Raw genomic sequence first — 13,664 nt, 5'->3', positions numbered from 1 at the left:
ACATACTCTAAGGAGAGTTGCTGTACCCGCCATTTAAGGAGGAGCTATGTCGTTAACCCTACGAGAGACCTGCAAGGATACGCTCCAGGTCGATAATAAAACTTACCGTTATTACAGCCTCGCAATTGCTACCCGCACTCTGGGAGACCTCTCCCGCCTACCAAAATCACTGAAGGTTCTGCTCGAAAATCTACTGCGCTGGCAAGATGGTGACTCGGTGACTGCCGAGGATATTCAGGCGTTGGCCGGATGGCTTAAAAATGCCCATGCTGACCGGGAGATAGCCTATCGCCCGGCGCGCGTTTTGATGCAGGATTTTACCGGCGTTCCGGCAGTGGTGGATCTTGCCGCCATGCGCGAAGCTGTCAAACGGCTCGGGGGAGATACCCATAAAGTGAATCCCCTTTCGCCAGTCGATCTGGTGATTGACCACTCAGTCACTGTGGATCGTTTTGGTGATGACGAAGCATTTGACGATAACGTTCGTCTGGAGATGTCGCGAAACCACGAACGATATACATTCTTACGCTGGGGCCAGCAGGCCTTCAGTCAGTTCCGCGTCGTGCCACCGGGCACAGGTATTTGTCACCAGGTTAACCTCGAGTATCTGGGGAAAGCGGTGTGGAGTGAACAGCAGGGCAATGAATGGGTCGCCTATCCAGACACGCTGGTGGGGACCGATTCGCATACCACCATGATTAACGGTCTTGGCGTGTTGGGATGGGGCGTGGGCGGGATTGAAGCTGAAGCCGCAATGTTGGGACAGCCGGTCTCTATGCTAATACCTGACGTGGTTGGTTTTAAGCTAACCGGAAAATTGAGCGAAGGGATCACCGCAACCGATCTGGTCCTCACCGTGACCCAGATGCTGCGAAAGCTTGGTGTGGTGGGGAAATTTGTTGAATTTTATGGTGACGGTCTGGACTCTCTGCCGCTGGCTGACCGGGCGACTATCGCCAACATGGCCCCAGAATACGGCGCCACCTGCGGCTTTTTCCCGCTCGACGATGTCACGCTCTCCTACATGCGCTTAAGTGGGCGCAGCGATGAGCAGGTGGCGCTGGTGGAAGCCTACGCCAAAGCGCAGGGAATGTGGCGTCATACCGGTGATGAACCGGTTTTTAGCCAGACATTATCGCTCGATATGTCTGACGTCGAAGCCAGCCTCGCCGGGCCTAAGCGTCCGCAGGATCGCGTGGCATTGGGCGATGTGCCTCAGGCGTTCAATGCTTCCACAGAGCTTGAACTTAACGTGGTGAAACAGGTTAAACCGGCCATCGCGTTCACCCTTGAGGGCCAACAACATGCACTGCCTGAAGGGGCGGTGGTGATAGCGGCTATTACCTCGTGTACCAATACCTCTAACCCAAGTGTGCTGATGGCCGCAGGGCTACTGGCTAAAAAAGCCGCCGAACGTGGTCTGATGCCGAAACCGTGGGTTAAAGCCTCTCTGGCTCCGGGCTCAAAGGTTGTGTCTGACTATCTGGCCCACGCTGGGCTAACACCGTATCTGGATAAGCTTGGCTTTAACCTTGTCGGCTATGGATGTACCACCTGTATTGGTAACTCAGGTCCGTTACCGGAACCGATTGAGACGGCGATTAAGCAGGGTGACCTGACGGTCGGCGCGGTGCTCTCTGGTAACCGTAACTTCGAAGGGCGTATTCACCCGCTGGTGAAAACCAACTGGCTGGCCTCGCCGCCGTTGGTGGTGGCTTACGCGCTGGCGGGTAATATGAATGTCAATCTGACCCGGGATCCGCTTGGGCTAGATGGCAACGGTCAGCCAGTTTATTTGCACGATATCTGGCCGAGCAGCGCAGAAATAGCGCACGCCGTCCAGCAAGTTTCCACCGACATGTTCCATAAAGAGTATGCCGCGGTGTTTGCCGGTACGCCGGAGTGGAAGGCAATAAATGTTCCCGCGACGGATACTTATGACTGGCAAGAAGATTCTACCTATATCCGCCTGTCACCGTTCTTTGACGAGATGGGGGCTGCGCCCGAACCGTTGCAGGATATTCATGGCGCACGCGTGCTGGCGATGCTGGGAGACTCGGTCACCACCGACCACATTTCTCCGGCGGGCAGTATCAAGGTCGACAGCCCGGCGGGGCGCTATCTACAAGAAAACGGCGTTGCAGCTCGCGACTTTAACTCCTACGGTTCGCGTCGGGGTAATCACCTGGTGATGATGCGCGGGACTTTTGCCAATATTCGTATTCGTAATGAAATGGTCCCCGGCGTGGAAGGCGGAATGACGCGTTTACTGCCGGGCACGGAGATTATGTCTATCTATGATGCCGCGATGCAATATCAGGCTCAGGGAACGCCGTTGGCGGTTATAGCGGGTAAGGAGTATGGCTCGGGCTCCAGTCGTGACTGGGCCGCCAAGGGGCCGCGCTTATTGGGCGTCCGGGTGGTTATTGCCGAATCGTTTGAACGTATTCACCGTTCTAATCTTATCGGCATGGGGATTTTACCGCTGGAGTTTCCGTTCGGTGAGGATCGTAAAACGCTGCGATTGACCGGGGAAGAGCGAATTGATGTTGCTGACCTGCAGCACATCAAACCGGGGGCGACTATTCCGGTGGTGTTAACGCGACCTGATGGGCAACAACTGACGTTGGCGTGCCGTTGTCGGATTGATACGGCTACGGAACTGACCTATTACCAGAATGACGGTATTTTGCATTATGTGATTCGTAATATGCTGGTGTAGTGCATAATGGGATGGGGTCTCGGATATCAGTATTCGCGGCCCCATTTTTTATATATCGATGTTGTTCTACCAAAAATAGTCATTAACCGATCTGTCTACATGTAACTATCGAACAAATAGTTTCGAATAAAAGTTAACGCGGGAAATGAAAGCTTAAATTATTTTCCAATCTTATAAATACTCTAGATTTAATATCGTTGCTGATTGTTTTTTTCATTCCCAACCCGATTTATCAGATTGTATTGGTGTTTTCGGCAATGATGATTGAGATTCCATCGTGATTAAGTTAATATCATCCGCGTTGAGTTTTATTTTTTAAATAATAATTAGTAATGTATTCTTTATATTCATATAGGATGTGAATGCATTTAACGGAGTGATAATGACAAGCTTAAATTGTCTCGAATTTAATGCATTATCGCAGAGTCCTGATTCTGATATTTGCCCTGATACTGGTTTAACCTTTACTCAACCACAATTCTCATGCCTGGAAAAGGTTGTTGTATTGCTGGTACAACTGGATTCAGTTAGTGGAAAGAAGAATCCAATCAAGAATGGGGTAATTCTCCAATGAGAAAGTTTGATAAATCTGAATTAAGAAATTCATCCTGGGATGAATATTTGGGTGATTCATTGCGTGGCAATGTGCCTATTAACCAGCTAACACCCAAACATCCTTATCTACTGAATACGTTAGGGCTGGAAGATGTTCTCAACAAAAATACAGAGCATGTTCTATTGCTGACCTTGGATGAAGCCTATGCAGTTGTTAATAGTTTCTATGATATTGGCACAACGTATGCGGGAAATATTAAAGATGCTCTTACTGGAAGTAAAAATGGGTAATGACTCCAACTTATTGATAGTGTTTTATGTTCAGATAATGCCCGATGACTTTGTCATGCAGCTCCACCGATTTTGAGAACGACAGCGACTTCCGTCCCAGCCGTGCCAGGTGCTGCCTCAGATTCAGGTTATGCCGCTCAATTCGCTGCGTATATCGCTTGCTGATTACGTGCAGCTTTCCCTTCAGGCGGGATTCATACAGCGGCCAGCCATCCGTCATCCATATCACCACGTCAAAGGGTGACAGCAGGCTCATAAGACGCCCCAGCGTCGCCATAGTGCGTTCACCGAATACGTGCGCAACAACCGTCTTCCGGAGCCTGTCATACGCGTAAAACAGCCAGCGCTGGCGCGATTTAGCCCCGACGTATCCCCACTGTTCGTCCATTTCCGCGCAGACGATGACGTCACTGCCCGGCTGTATGCGCGAGGTTACCGACTGCGGCCTGAGTTTTTTAAATGGCGGAAAATCGTGTTGAGGCCAACGCCCATAATGCGGGCGGTTGCCCGGCATCCAACGCCATTCATGGCCATATCAATGATTTTCTGGTGCGTACCGGGTTGAGAAGCGGTGTAAGTGAACTGCAGTTGCCATGTTTTACGGCAGTGAGAGCAGAGATAGCGCTGATGTCCGGCAGTGCTTTTGCCGTTACGCACCACCCCGTCAGTAGCTGAACAGGAGGGACAGCTGATAGAAACAGAAGCCACTGGAGCACCTCAAAAACACCATCATACACTAAATCAGTAAGTTGGCAGCATCACCTAAAAATGTTGTCAAGCTTATCAGTTATCGTGACTCAGGGAAACTGGTATTCAAACTGAAGAGTTTAGGGATTAAAGCTATCTCGTATGTCCATAAGGGGGCTATTTATATCAAAGTGACCGGCTATCCATCATTGAGGCGCATTATTAATGGAACACGTTACAGCTTAAATAACCTAAAAATACTTGAGCTTAGTATTACTAAAGCAGGAATTTCCGAGGGGGTGATAAGTGGTACACGATTCTGCATTTATTTTGCTGGCGCGGTACGGATCGCTGAGTTGATCTTCTCTTCTGTACACGACGTTGCGCAGTTTATTGGTAATATTACGATGGATGTGGCTAAAGCGATTGTTTCGTTGTTTTTAACCAGGGTTGCGGTTAATTTATTTGGTGGTTCGGCAATGTCAATGTTCTTTAGCTCGATTGTTCCCATATCAGTAAGTATATTTTTTGTAGTATCTTTAGGGGTTGCGATAACCTATGGTTTATATAGTTTGGATAAAGCATATCAATTGTCGCCAAAATTAATAGAAAGTATTAAGAAAGGACTGGCAGAATATCATAAGATACAGGCGTGGAATCTCAAACGTAGCAACCCATATTTATGGTCAATGATTAATGCAGGTCAGTGATGAATATAAAAATTATTACGGATGCTCTGAGGATTTCATTGATTATTTGCTTTGTAACTGGAATGATTTATTTAATTTATACGACCGTCATTGAAGATGTTAGCGATCTTATTCATAGTGCCGATTATGTTTCGTTTGATCCAAAAGCTATCCCCCTTTTTCTAATCTTACCCACGGCTGTCGTCGCTGATTTTGTTCTGATTTGTGGTCTGTTCCCCATAGGCACACCGCCAATGAATCTGGCTAAGTTTATTATTATAAAATTTAGTGTACCGTTGGTTGCATATGGTATTTGCGCTATGTTATTAGGATCGGTTCTATCATTCATCATTTTAATACACCCCCTGGGCACCGATTACTATAAATGTGATTCAACGAGCATTATTTCTTCTGGTGCCGTTTACGCTAAAACCGAAGCACTTTGCAAGCAGAGGGCGTTGGACATTAAAAAAAGCATTGGTGCTGACAGTGAAGATACGCCTTTGAGAGAGCCGCAACAGTAAGGCTATGAAGAAATGGCGCTAAAAACCACGGAGAGAGGATAACCGCCGTTTAAAGTTAAACGGCGATCTGAGGATTATTTATTCAGCAAATGCCCCATCTTCGCCGCCTTGGTGTCGAGATAGTGGGCATTTTTTGGGTTACGCCCTACGATCAGCGGCACGCGCTCGGTGATGTTGATACCCGCTTCAGTCAGAATCTCGACCTTTTTCGGGTTGTTGGTCAGTAAACGCACCGCATCGACGCCCAGCAGTTTGAACATATCCGCGCACAGCGTGAAGTCGCGCTCATCGGCGGCAAAGCCAAGCTGGTGGTTAGCTTCAACGGTATCGTAGCCCTGATCCTGTAACGCATAGGCACGAATCTTATTCAGCAGGCCGATGTTACGACCTTCCTGACGATGATACAGCAGGATCCCGCGGCCTTCTTCCGCAATATGCGACAGTGCAGCTTCAAGCTGGAAACCACAATCGCAGCGCAGGCTAAATAATGCATCACCGGTCAAACATTCTGAGTGAACACGAGACAGCACGGGCGTTTGCCCAGTAATATCACCAAAAACCAGCGCGACGTGATCGTGCCCGGTTGCCAGTTCTTCAAAGCCCACCATCAGGAAATCGCCCCAAGGGGTTGGCAGTTTGGCTTCTGCCACACGTTTAAGCTGCATGTGATTCTCCAGATTATCTCAGCGCCAGCGGCGCTTTCTGTTTTCCTTATTTTGCCACAACGTGCTTTACTTCACCTAATGGTGCGCGGGCAACCGCCCGTAAAGCGCACAATTTTGACATTATATTTTCAGCTAACGTTGTGACATTGATGGAAAAAGGAAGAGAAATGCGCGTCATTGCAGGACGAACGTTCATGGCGGCAGCCATACTGTTTATCATGCCGCTGGTGATTTGGCTCACCGGATGGCAGTGGTTGCCGGGGCATAGCGGCGCATGGTTGAAAGCGTTGTATGCGGTGACTGAAACAGTGACGCAACCGTGGGGAATTATCACGCATATCCTGCTGTGTGCTTTGTGTGTATGGCTGTTACGGCCCGGTTTACGTGCATCGGTTATTCTGGTGTTAGCGCTCAGTGTTGCCGTCGTAGGGGGGCAAGGGGTTAAATCGCTGATAAAAGCGCAGGTGCAGGAACCCCGGCCTTTTGTTGTTTGGTTGGAAAATAGCCAGCAAATTCCGGTTGCTCATTTTTACGCTCTAAAACGCAGTGAACGCGCGGCTCTGGTGAAAGAACAGTTATCTCAACAGCAGGATATTCCAAAGTTTTTACGCCATCATTGGCAAAAAGAGACCGGTTTTGCGTTTCCATCCGGGCACACCATGTTTGCTGCTACCTGGGCACTCCTGGCGGCGGGGTTGTTATGGTCGAGGCGTCGGGTGTTGACGGTTGCTGTGATTATGGTTTGGGCCATCACGGTGATGGGCAGCCGTCTGTTATTGGGTATGCACTGGCCGCTTGATCTTATGGTCTCGACAACGATCTCGTGGGTGCTGGCTACATTGGCGCTATGGATAGTTCGCCGTTATTGCGGGCCGCTGGAAAAAGAGACATAAATAAAAGGGCGCGACGACGTGAAATAGGTGAAAGGGTTGATTTTCATCGTCCTTACCCTCAGATCCTTGTCTTACGGCACGCTTTTCCATTTCGTCGTCGCGGTGAAGATGTTATTTTATAAGGCTAGGTGCTGTATACACGCTGCTGAAGCCGCATAAAGGGAAGTAATGTGAAATACCTACTTATTTTTTTATTGGTGTTAGCGATTTTCGTCATCTCAGTGACGCTGGGCGCGCAAAACGATCAGCTTGTGACCTTCAATTATTTACTGGCGCAGGGTGAGTTCAGAATTTCGACGTTGTTGGCGGTGCTGTTTGCCGTTGGCTTTGCTATTGGCTGGCTGGTCTGCGGATTGTTCTGGCTGCGCGTGCGCGTATCGCTGCTGCGTGCGGAACGTAAGATTAAACGACTGGAACATCAAATTGCGCCAGAAACGGTTGCACCGGTAACGCCGGCGACCCCAATGGCAAAGGAATAATCATTTATGCTGGAGTTGTTGTTTCTGCTCTTACCCGTCGCCGCTGCTTATGGCTGGTATATGGGGCGCAGAAGTGCACAACAGTCCAAACAGGACGAAGCGAGCCGCTTGTCACGTGATTACGTGGCAGGGGTTAACTTTCTTTTAAGCAACCAGCAGGATAAAGCGGTAGACCTGTTCCTCGACATGCTCAAAGAGGATACCGGTACCGTGGAAGCTCACCTGACGCTGGGGAACCTGTTTCGCTCGCGTGGCGAGGTAGACCGGGCTATTCGCATTCACCAGACGCTCATGGAAAGCGCCTCGTTGACCTATGACCAGCGTTTGCTGGCGGTACAGCAACTGGGTCGCGACTATATGGCCGCTGGCATGTACGACCGCGCGGAAGACATGTTCAACCAACTGGTTGATGAAACTGAATTCCGCATTAGCGCACTGCAACAATTACTGCAAATCTATCAGGCAACCAGCGACTGGCAGAAAGCCATTGATACCGCAGAGCGCCTGGTTAAACTTGGCAAAGATAAGCACCGCGGCGAAATCGCTCATTTCTGGTGTGAGCTGGCGTTGCAGCAAATGGGCAATGATGAGCTGGATAAGGCGCTGTCGCTGCTAAAACGCGGCGCGTCGGCAGACCCGTCCAGCGCCCGCGTCTCGATTATGATGGGGCGCGCCTGGATGGCGAAAGGTGATTATGCCAAAGCCATGGATAGCCTGCTAAAAGTCATTAACCAGGATAAAGAACTGGTCAGCGAAACGCTAGAAATGCTGCAAACCTGCTATCAGCAGTTGGACAGAACCGCCGAGTGGGAACATTTCCTGCAACGCTGCGTGGAAGAGAACACCGGTGCGACCGCGGAATTAATGCTGGCGCAGGTAATGGAGCAAAACAAAGGCAGCGACGTTGCACAGACTTACGTCACGCGTCAACTTCAGCGCCATCCTACGATGCGCGTGTTCCACAAGCTGATGGATTACCACCTGAACGAAGCGGAAGAAGGACGCGCGAAAGAGAGCCTGATGGTGCTGCGTGATATGGTGGGTGAACAGGTGCGGAGCAAGCCGCGCTACCGTTGCCAGAAATGTGGCTTTACCGCCTACACCATGTATTGGCATTGCCCGTCTTGCCGTGCGTGGTCGACGATTAAACCTATTCGTGGCCTTGACGGTCAGTAATCGGTGTAAAGCATCACTCTAAGTGATAATCCTCTCTCATTTCTTCCCTGCAGCAGACACCGGCATTGTGCCTGCCGGGTCGCGCAGGTAGAATGCTGCCCGTTTACCTTTTCCGCACCCTGCGTGCCCATCAATAAGAAGGTCCAGTCATGTCAGTTGCTTCATCTTCTTCTCGTGTCGTTACTTCCTCGCCCGTTGTTGTCGCTCTCGATTATAATAATCGCGATAAGGCATTGGCTTTCGTTGACCGGATTGACCCGCGTGACTGCCGTTTAAAAGTCGGCAAAGAGATGTTCACGTTATTTGGTCCACAGCTGGTACGTGACCTGCAGCAGCGCGGCTTTGATATCTTCCTGGATCTGAAATTCCACGATATTCCGAATACCACCGCGCACGCGGTAGCGGCCGCAGCAGAGTTAGGCGTCTGGATGGTAAATGTACATGCTTCTGGTGGGGCGAGAATGATGACGGCGGCACGCGAAGCGCTGGTCCCGTTCGGTCAGGATGCACCGCTGTTAATTGCGGTTACCGTCTTGACCAGTATGGAGTCCAGCGATTTACTCGATCTCGGCGTGACGTTGTCACCTGCGGATTATGCAGCGAAATTGGCAGCATTGACCAAAAACTGTGGCCTGGATGGCGTAGTGTGTTCCGCGCAGGAAGCGGTGCGTTTTAAGCAAGAGCTCGGTCAGGCGTTTAAACTGATTACGCCGGGGATTCGCCCTGCGGGCAGTGAAGCCGGCGATCAGCGTCGAATCATGACCCCTGAACAGGCGCAGGCTGCGGGCGTTGACTATATGGTTATTGGCCGTCCTGTGACGCAGTCTGCCGATCCGGCGCAGACCCTGCGTGACATTAATACATCATTGAATCTGGGGGCGTAATGAGTGACGCAAACAGCCGCCTGGTCTATTCGACCGAAAGCGGGCGTATTGATGAACCCAAAATTGTCGCAGAGCGACCAAAGGGCGACGGTGTCGTTCGTATCCAGCGCCAGACCAGTGGTCGTAAAGGTAAAGGCGTGTGCCTGATTACCGGAATCGACCTTGATGATGATGCGCTGGCAAAGCTTGCGGCTGAGCTGAAAAAGAAATGTGGCTGCGGCGGTTCGCTGAAAGACGGCGTGATTGAGATTCAGGGCGACAAGCGGGATCTGTTGAAAAGCCTGCTTGAGGCGAAGGGCATGAAGGTGAAATTAGCGGGTGGTTAAGCGGCTTGCTTCCCCGGTCGTACATGCGTTCATCCGGCCTACCGACGGTAGCTCGTCAGAGCAACGCGACGCCGGGAACCACACATGAATGATATAAGGGCCCCGATTTGCATCGGAGCCCTTATATTCATCAAAAAACTTATTTGCCAACCTGGTGGCCAATAATCCCACCGACAGCGGCACCGCCCAGCGTACCCAGCGTGCTGCCATCTGTTAACACCGCACCACCGATAGCACCGGCACCCGCACCTAACGCGGTATTACGGTCACGTTTGGACCAGTTCGAACATGCGCTCAGCGACATTACCAGCGTTACAGCTAAAACAGCAGCAGTCATTTTTTTGTTCATTGAAGTCATTTTATTTCTCCTGAATTCTCTATTCATGGAAAAAGCACTTTAATTATAGCCGCTGTCTTCGGGCCTGAGTGTTCTCCATGAAGCTTGTTGCGCAGGTTGTAAATTTGTTGCTAAAAGTCACGCAAGTGATAGTTACTTCCTGTTATATCGCTAACATTAAGTTTACGATTTTGTGATGTAATCGGCAGGTAAAAAGTCTTAAATCCGGGGTCAGAAAACTCTCATAGCGAGGCGGGTTATTGTGTGAGAACGGAAGGAGAGGCCCGATGCGCATGGGCATCGGGCTAAAGCGTTAAGGGCGTTTGACGATGTTAACCGTCAGCCCGGCTTGTTCAAGTTGAAGTTGTTTTTCAGTCGCCAGATGGTCGTCGGTAATCACTCGATTGAATTGGCGCATCGGCCCCAGCGGGTACGGATGAGTTGCGCCAAATTTCGAGCTATCGGTGAGCACAATCGCCTCAGTCCCTTTTTCCAGCACCGCATTGACGATATCGGAACGCATCATGTCACGTCCGGTAAAGCCGGTCTCCGGCTGCCAGCCATCAATCCCGATAAACGCTTTGCTAAAATGAACCTGCTGAATGTACTGGCGGGTCAATGGCCCCACCATGCTTTCGCTTTTCTTTTGATAGATACCGCCGAGCAGGATAACTTCCCCTGGCGTCTCTTTTAGCAGGTGAGCGATATAGCTGCTGACGGTAATAATGGTGACATCCGGCTGGGTTGCCAGCTCGCGCGCCAGTAGCGCGTTGCTGCTGCCGTTTTCGATAAACACGGTTTCACCGGGACGCACCAGCGAAGCGGCAAACGCCGCCAGCTCACGCTTAAGGGCGAAATTATTCATCATCCGCGTTTCAACGTCTTCGCTGTCCAGCGGCACGGCAAAACCGTGAGTACGGCGCAGGTAGCTCTGCTTCTCCAGCAGATTCAAATCCTGACGAATCGTCACTTCTGACACGCCGGTCATTTTGGCCAGCTCGGTAACGCTCATTCGGCCTTTATCAATGACCAATTGTAATATGGTTTGCTGTCGGGAATTCATAATCAATGCATCAATATCTCTGTGCGAGGACGCGGCGTCACTCGCAGGGCGAAAGGGTTAGATTTCCCAAGGGGATTTAGGCTGACCTGTTTTATTATCACGTTCTTCGGCAGCCTGCTTCAGTAATTCCGCTTTTAGTATTTCCAGGTTATTGATGGCGGAATGAGTGTCACCGCCGACCAGAATATCGAGTACGGTATCAATACGTTGGGCAACCTGGCGCGCATCGAGCTCGGACATAGTGGGATCCTGTTGATAAATTCGATTTAAATCAATGATGCAAAATTTACTGACAAAAGAGAAGTGAAAAAAACGGCTTACCTTATAACCGTGAACGCGCATCCAGCCAGCGTTCAAGCAATGCGGCAGGCATTGGATGTGCAAAAAGGTAGCCCTGACGTTCATCCACACCGTGTTGGGTGAGAAACGCATCGTCGTCAGCATCCTCAACGCCCTCGGCCACAATATGCAAATTCAGCGCTCTGGCCACGGCGATAATGGCGAGAACCAGCGACTGTGAGACCGACTGGTTGTGAACCCGCTGGACAAAAAAATGGTCGAGCTTGATGGTGTCGATAGGGAAGCGAGTGAGCTGCGATAGCGAGGAGTAACCGGTGCCAAAGTCATCCAGATGGATCTGTGCGCCAAGCTCACGAAACTGCTGTATAACCGTCAGCGCCTGATCGGCGTTATCAATTAAACAGCTTTCAGTCAGTTCAATATCGATTGGGCATTGCTCAAAACCCTGCTCTTTAAGGGCCTGGCGCAGGTCACAAAAGATGGATTGATCGACCAATTGACGGGCGGATACGTTAACCGCCACGCGCAGGTGAATGCCTTTATCCCGCCATAGGGCAACCTGCCGAATGGTATCCAACATCACCCAACGTCCGAGCGGCACAATCAATCCAGACTCCTCGGCGTATGAAATAAAATCCATCGGTGGGATAAGCCCTCGCTCGGGGGAGTTCCAGCGTACTAAAGCTTCCAGGCTACGCACTTCACCATCCAGCGAGACCTTGGGCTGATAATAAATCACCAGTTGATCGCTTTGCAGCGCCTTGCGCAGGTTGGTATCAAGCCACAAATACTCAAACACCCGCTGATTCATCTCCGGTGTGAAGAGACTAAAACGTCCGCGACCATTTTCTTTGGCTGTATACATCGCCGTATCCGCATTGCGGATCAAACTTTCCCTGTCTTCGCCGTGCTGCGGCGCAATTGAGATACCTAACGAGCAGCCGCTGTAGACTTCAATCAGACCGATTCGGAAGGGGTCACGCAGACGCGTGAGTACGCGTGATGCCATCGCTTCCAGCGCGCTCTGCGAGGTGTCGGTTGCCAAAACGATAAACTCGTCACCGCCGAGCCGTGCCAGCGTCTGATCTTCTTCCAGGCAGCTTAAAATCGAAAGCGCGACGGATTGCAGGAGTTGGTCGCCAAAAACATGACCGTAGGCGTCGTTAACCTTCTTAAAATTATCCAGGTCGAAATAGACCAGACCAATTTGTTCCTCGGGCCCACGACTGAGAAGTGCCTCGCCAATCATCTCATTAATCGCATGACGGTTAGGTAGACCGGTAATGGTGTCAGTATTTGCCAACACCCTGAGCCGTTCCTGGGCGCGCCGTTCCTCGGTAATGTCCGTGCCGGAACAGATCAGGAAAATCTCGTTTCTGCCGCTGCCACTGTGTACAAAGCGGTTACGAAATACAAACAGGCGCGGGCCTTTACGCGTTTTTATCCAGCGCTCGACCTCATAGGGGCCACCGTTGCTGAAAAAACGGCTGACGTTCTGCCGGGCGGCGGCGGCTTCCGGGGCGGTCATAAACAGCTCAAACGCGGTTTTACCAATCACGTCTTGCTCTTTGAGTCCGGTATATTCTTCGCATAACCGATTGAAACGTTGGATCTTGCCGTCACGATCGAGAATAACAATCACCGCATTGGCTTCTGATACCACCTGCTCAGCAAAAAGCAGCCCTTGCAAGAGATCGCGAGCGACGGAGGAGGTATCAAACCAGGAGGAGGCGGTTCCGGCCCATTCGGTACCGCTAACTTTGCGACCGATGAGATGCACGGGGACGTCGTGGCCGTTGAGTGGAATATTGACCGCCACACTTGATGTTGTCACGGTCATGGCATGGATGCGTTGAGTATTTTCCTGACTGAGAGTGACGGTTAACTCTGCTTGAGTGTCAGGATCTACGCTTAAATGTAATGTTGGATTATCGCGGGATAAGCGCCAGAAAAGACTGGTTTTGCCTGAATTTGGATCAAGAAGGTTTTGTGCTAAAGATTTTGTCATCAACGCTCCCTGGTTCATCCGCGTTAGCATTTGCCCGAAAACCCAATCACAGTATTTAGTGTGAA

Annotated in this window: 15 protein-coding genes; 9 read left to right on the top strand and 6 right to left on the bottom strand. The window is 50.6% G+C overall.

The window, feature by feature from the left end; genetic code table 11:
* Positions 1-46 precede the first annotated feature (46 nt).
* A complete protein-coding gene (gene acnA, locus U0026_RS13020) occupies positions 47-2,722 on the top strand; it encodes an aconitate hydratase AcnA (protein WP_062774625.1) in 2,676 nt (891 codons plus the stop codon).
* A gap of 570 nt (positions 2,723-3,292) precedes the next feature.
* Entirely contained in the window at positions 3,293-3,568 is a 276-nt protein-coding gene (locus tag U0026_RS13015) for a hypothetical protein (protein ID WP_126440760.1), read from the top strand.
* Positions 3,569-3,578: 10 nt separating this feature from the next.
* Here U0026_RS13015 and U0026_RS13010 read toward each other — a convergent pair.
* Positions 3,579-4,276, bottom strand: a protein-coding gene (locus U0026_RS13010) for an IS1-like element IS1B family transposase (RefSeq protein ID WP_095033700.1) whose coding sequence is annotated in 2 segments (ribosomal slippage) — positions 3,579-4,027 and positions 4,027-4,276 — 699 coding nt in all. Because the reading frame shifts where the segments join, the coding sequence is not laid out codon by codon here.
* A 41-nt stretch (positions 4,277-4,317) separates the two neighbouring features.
* Between U0026_RS13010 and U0026_RS13005 the strand changes: the two genes are divergently transcribed.
* Positions 4,318-4,965 carry a hypothetical protein gene (locus U0026_RS13005; protein ID WP_126440758.1) on the top strand — a complete coding sequence of 216 codons (648 nt, stop codon included), beginning with the start codon at positions 4,318-4,320 and terminating at the stop codon, positions 4,963-4,965.
* On the top strand, positions 4,965-5,468 hold the full coding sequence (locus tag U0026_RS13000; RefSeq protein ID WP_062777719.1) for a hypothetical protein: 504 nt from the start codon (positions 4,965-4,967) through the stop codon (positions 5,466-5,468). The genes U0026_RS13005 and U0026_RS13000 overlap by 1 nt, the downstream gene beginning before the upstream one ends.
* A gap of 74 nt (positions 5,469-5,542) precedes the next feature.
* Here the strand turns inward: U0026_RS13000 and ribA are convergent, their stop codons facing one another.
* Positions 5,543-6,133 carry a GTP cyclohydrolase II gene (ribA, locus tag U0026_RS12995; protein WP_062777717.1) on the bottom strand — a complete coding sequence of 197 codons (591 nt, stop codon included), beginning with the start codon at positions 6,131-6,133 and terminating at the stop codon, positions 5,543-5,545.
* A 167-nt stretch (positions 6,134-6,300) separates the two neighbouring features.
* On the opposite strand from ribA, the gene pgpB reads away from it, so the two are divergent.
* From pgpB to yciH, 5 genes are all read left to right on the top strand, one after another.
* Positions 6,301-7,026, top strand: coding sequence for a phosphatidylglycerophosphatase B (gene pgpB / locus U0026_RS12990; RefSeq protein ID WP_062777715.1), 726 nt, complete (start codon positions 6,301-6,303; stop codon positions 7,024-7,026).
* 170 nt (positions 7,027-7,196) lie between these two features.
* On the top strand, positions 7,197-7,505 hold the full coding sequence (locus U0026_RS12985; RefSeq protein WP_062777713.1) for a LapA family protein: 309 nt from the start codon (positions 7,197-7,199) through the stop codon (positions 7,503-7,505).
* Between the two features lie 6 nt (positions 7,506-7,511).
* Positions 7,512-8,681 (top strand): lipopolysaccharide assembly protein LapB, encoded by a 1,170-nt coding sequence (gene lapB, locus U0026_RS12980; RefSeq protein WP_062777711.1) that lies wholly within the window; start codon positions 7,512-7,514, stop codon positions 8,679-8,681.
* Between the two features lie 149 nt (positions 8,682-8,830).
* On the top strand, positions 8,831-9,565 hold the full coding sequence (gene pyrF / locus U0026_RS12975) for an orotidine-5'-phosphate decarboxylase (protein ID WP_062777709.1): 735 nt from the start codon (positions 8,831-8,833) through the stop codon (positions 9,563-9,565).
* Positions 9,565-9,891: a stress response translation initiation inhibitor YciH gene (yciH, locus tag U0026_RS12970; protein ID WP_062777707.1), complete on the top strand. Its 327-nt coding sequence runs from the start codon at positions 9,565-9,567 to the stop codon at positions 9,889-9,891. Before pyrF ends, yciH begins: the two co-directional genes overlap by 1 nt.
* 139 nt (positions 9,892-10,030) lie before the next feature.
* Here yciH and osmB read toward each other — a convergent pair whose 3' ends face one another.
* From osmB to pdeR, 4 genes are all read right to left on the bottom strand, one after another.
* Positions 10,031-10,249: an osmotically-inducible lipoprotein OsmB gene (gene osmB, locus U0026_RS12965; RefSeq protein WP_062777706.1), complete on the bottom strand. Its 219-nt coding sequence runs from the start codon at positions 10,247-10,249 to the stop codon at positions 10,031-10,033.
* Positions 10,250-10,541: 292 nt separating this feature from the next.
* Positions 10,542-11,291 (bottom strand): DNA-binding transcriptional regulator YciT, encoded by a 750-nt coding sequence (gene yciT / locus U0026_RS12960; RefSeq protein ID WP_062777704.1) that lies wholly within the window; start codon positions 11,289-11,291, stop codon positions 10,542-10,544.
* A 57-nt stretch (positions 11,292-11,348) separates the two neighbouring features.
* Positions 11,349-11,531, bottom strand: a complete 183-nt coding sequence (locus U0026_RS12955; RefSeq protein WP_062777702.1) for a YciZ family protein — start codon at positions 11,529-11,531, stop codon at positions 11,349-11,351.
* Positions 11,532-11,613: 82 nt separating this feature from the next.
* Positions 11,614-13,599, bottom strand: a complete 1,986-nt coding sequence (pdeR, locus tag U0026_RS12950) for a cyclic di-GMP phosphodiesterase (RefSeq protein ID WP_062777701.1) — start codon at positions 13,597-13,599, stop codon at positions 11,614-11,616.
* Positions 13,600-13,664: the final 65 nt, after the last annotated feature.

Source organism: Kluyvera intermedia (genome assembly GCF_034424175.1).
GTDB classification, from domain to species: Bacteria; Pseudomonadota; Gammaproteobacteria; order Enterobacterales; family Enterobacteriaceae; genus Kluyvera; species Kluyvera intermedia.
The sequence above is the reverse complement of the archived record's forward strand: the minus strand, read 5'-3'. Positions and strand labels throughout refer to the sequence as shown.

What these genes read in the sequence shown, in the direction of transcription:
- acnA (WP_062774625.1), top strand. Translation starts at nt 47, where the DNA reads ATGTCGTTAACCCTACGAGAGACCTGCAAGGATACGCTCCAGGTCGAT.
- U0026_RS13015 (WP_126440760.1), top strand. Translation starts at nt 3,293, where the DNA reads ATGAGAAAGTTTGATAAATCTGAATTAAGAAATTCATCCTGGGATGAA.
- U0026_RS13000 (WP_062777719.1), top strand. Translation starts at nt 4,965, where the DNA reads ATGAATATAAAAATTATTACGGATGCTCTGAGGATTTCATTGATTATT.
- ribA (WP_062777717.1), bottom strand. Translation starts at nt 6,133, where the DNA reads ATGCAGCTTAAACGTGTGGCAGAAGCCAAACTGCCAACCCCTTGGGGC.
- pgpB (WP_062777715.1), top strand. Translation starts at nt 6,301, where the DNA reads ATGCGCGTCATTGCAGGACGAACGTTCATGGCGGCAGCCATACTGTTT.
- lapB (WP_062777711.1), top strand. Translation starts at nt 7,512, where the DNA reads ATGCTGGAGTTGTTGTTTCTGCTCTTACCCGTCGCCGCTGCTTATGGC.
- pyrF (WP_062777709.1), top strand. Translation starts at nt 8,831, where the DNA reads ATGTCAGTTGCTTCATCTTCTTCTCGTGTCGTTACTTCCTCGCCCGTT.
- yciH (WP_062777707.1), top strand. Translation starts at nt 9,565, where the DNA reads ATGAGTGACGCAAACAGCCGCCTGGTCTATTCGACCGAAAGCGGGCGT.
- osmB (WP_062777706.1), bottom strand. Translation starts at nt 10,249, where the DNA reads ATGACTTCAATGAACAAAAAAATGACTGCTGCTGTTTTAGCTGTAACG.
- yciT (WP_062777704.1), bottom strand. Translation starts at nt 11,291, where the DNA reads ATGAATTCCCGACAGCAAACCATATTACAATTGGTCATTGATAAAGGC.
- U0026_RS12955 (WP_062777702.1), bottom strand. Translation starts at nt 11,531, where the DNA reads ATGTCCGAGCTCGATGCGCGCCAGGTTGCCCAACGTATTGATACCGTA.
- pdeR (WP_062777701.1), bottom strand. Translation starts at nt 13,599, where the DNA reads ATGACAAAATCTTTAGCACAAAACCTTCTTGATCCAAATTCAGGCAAA.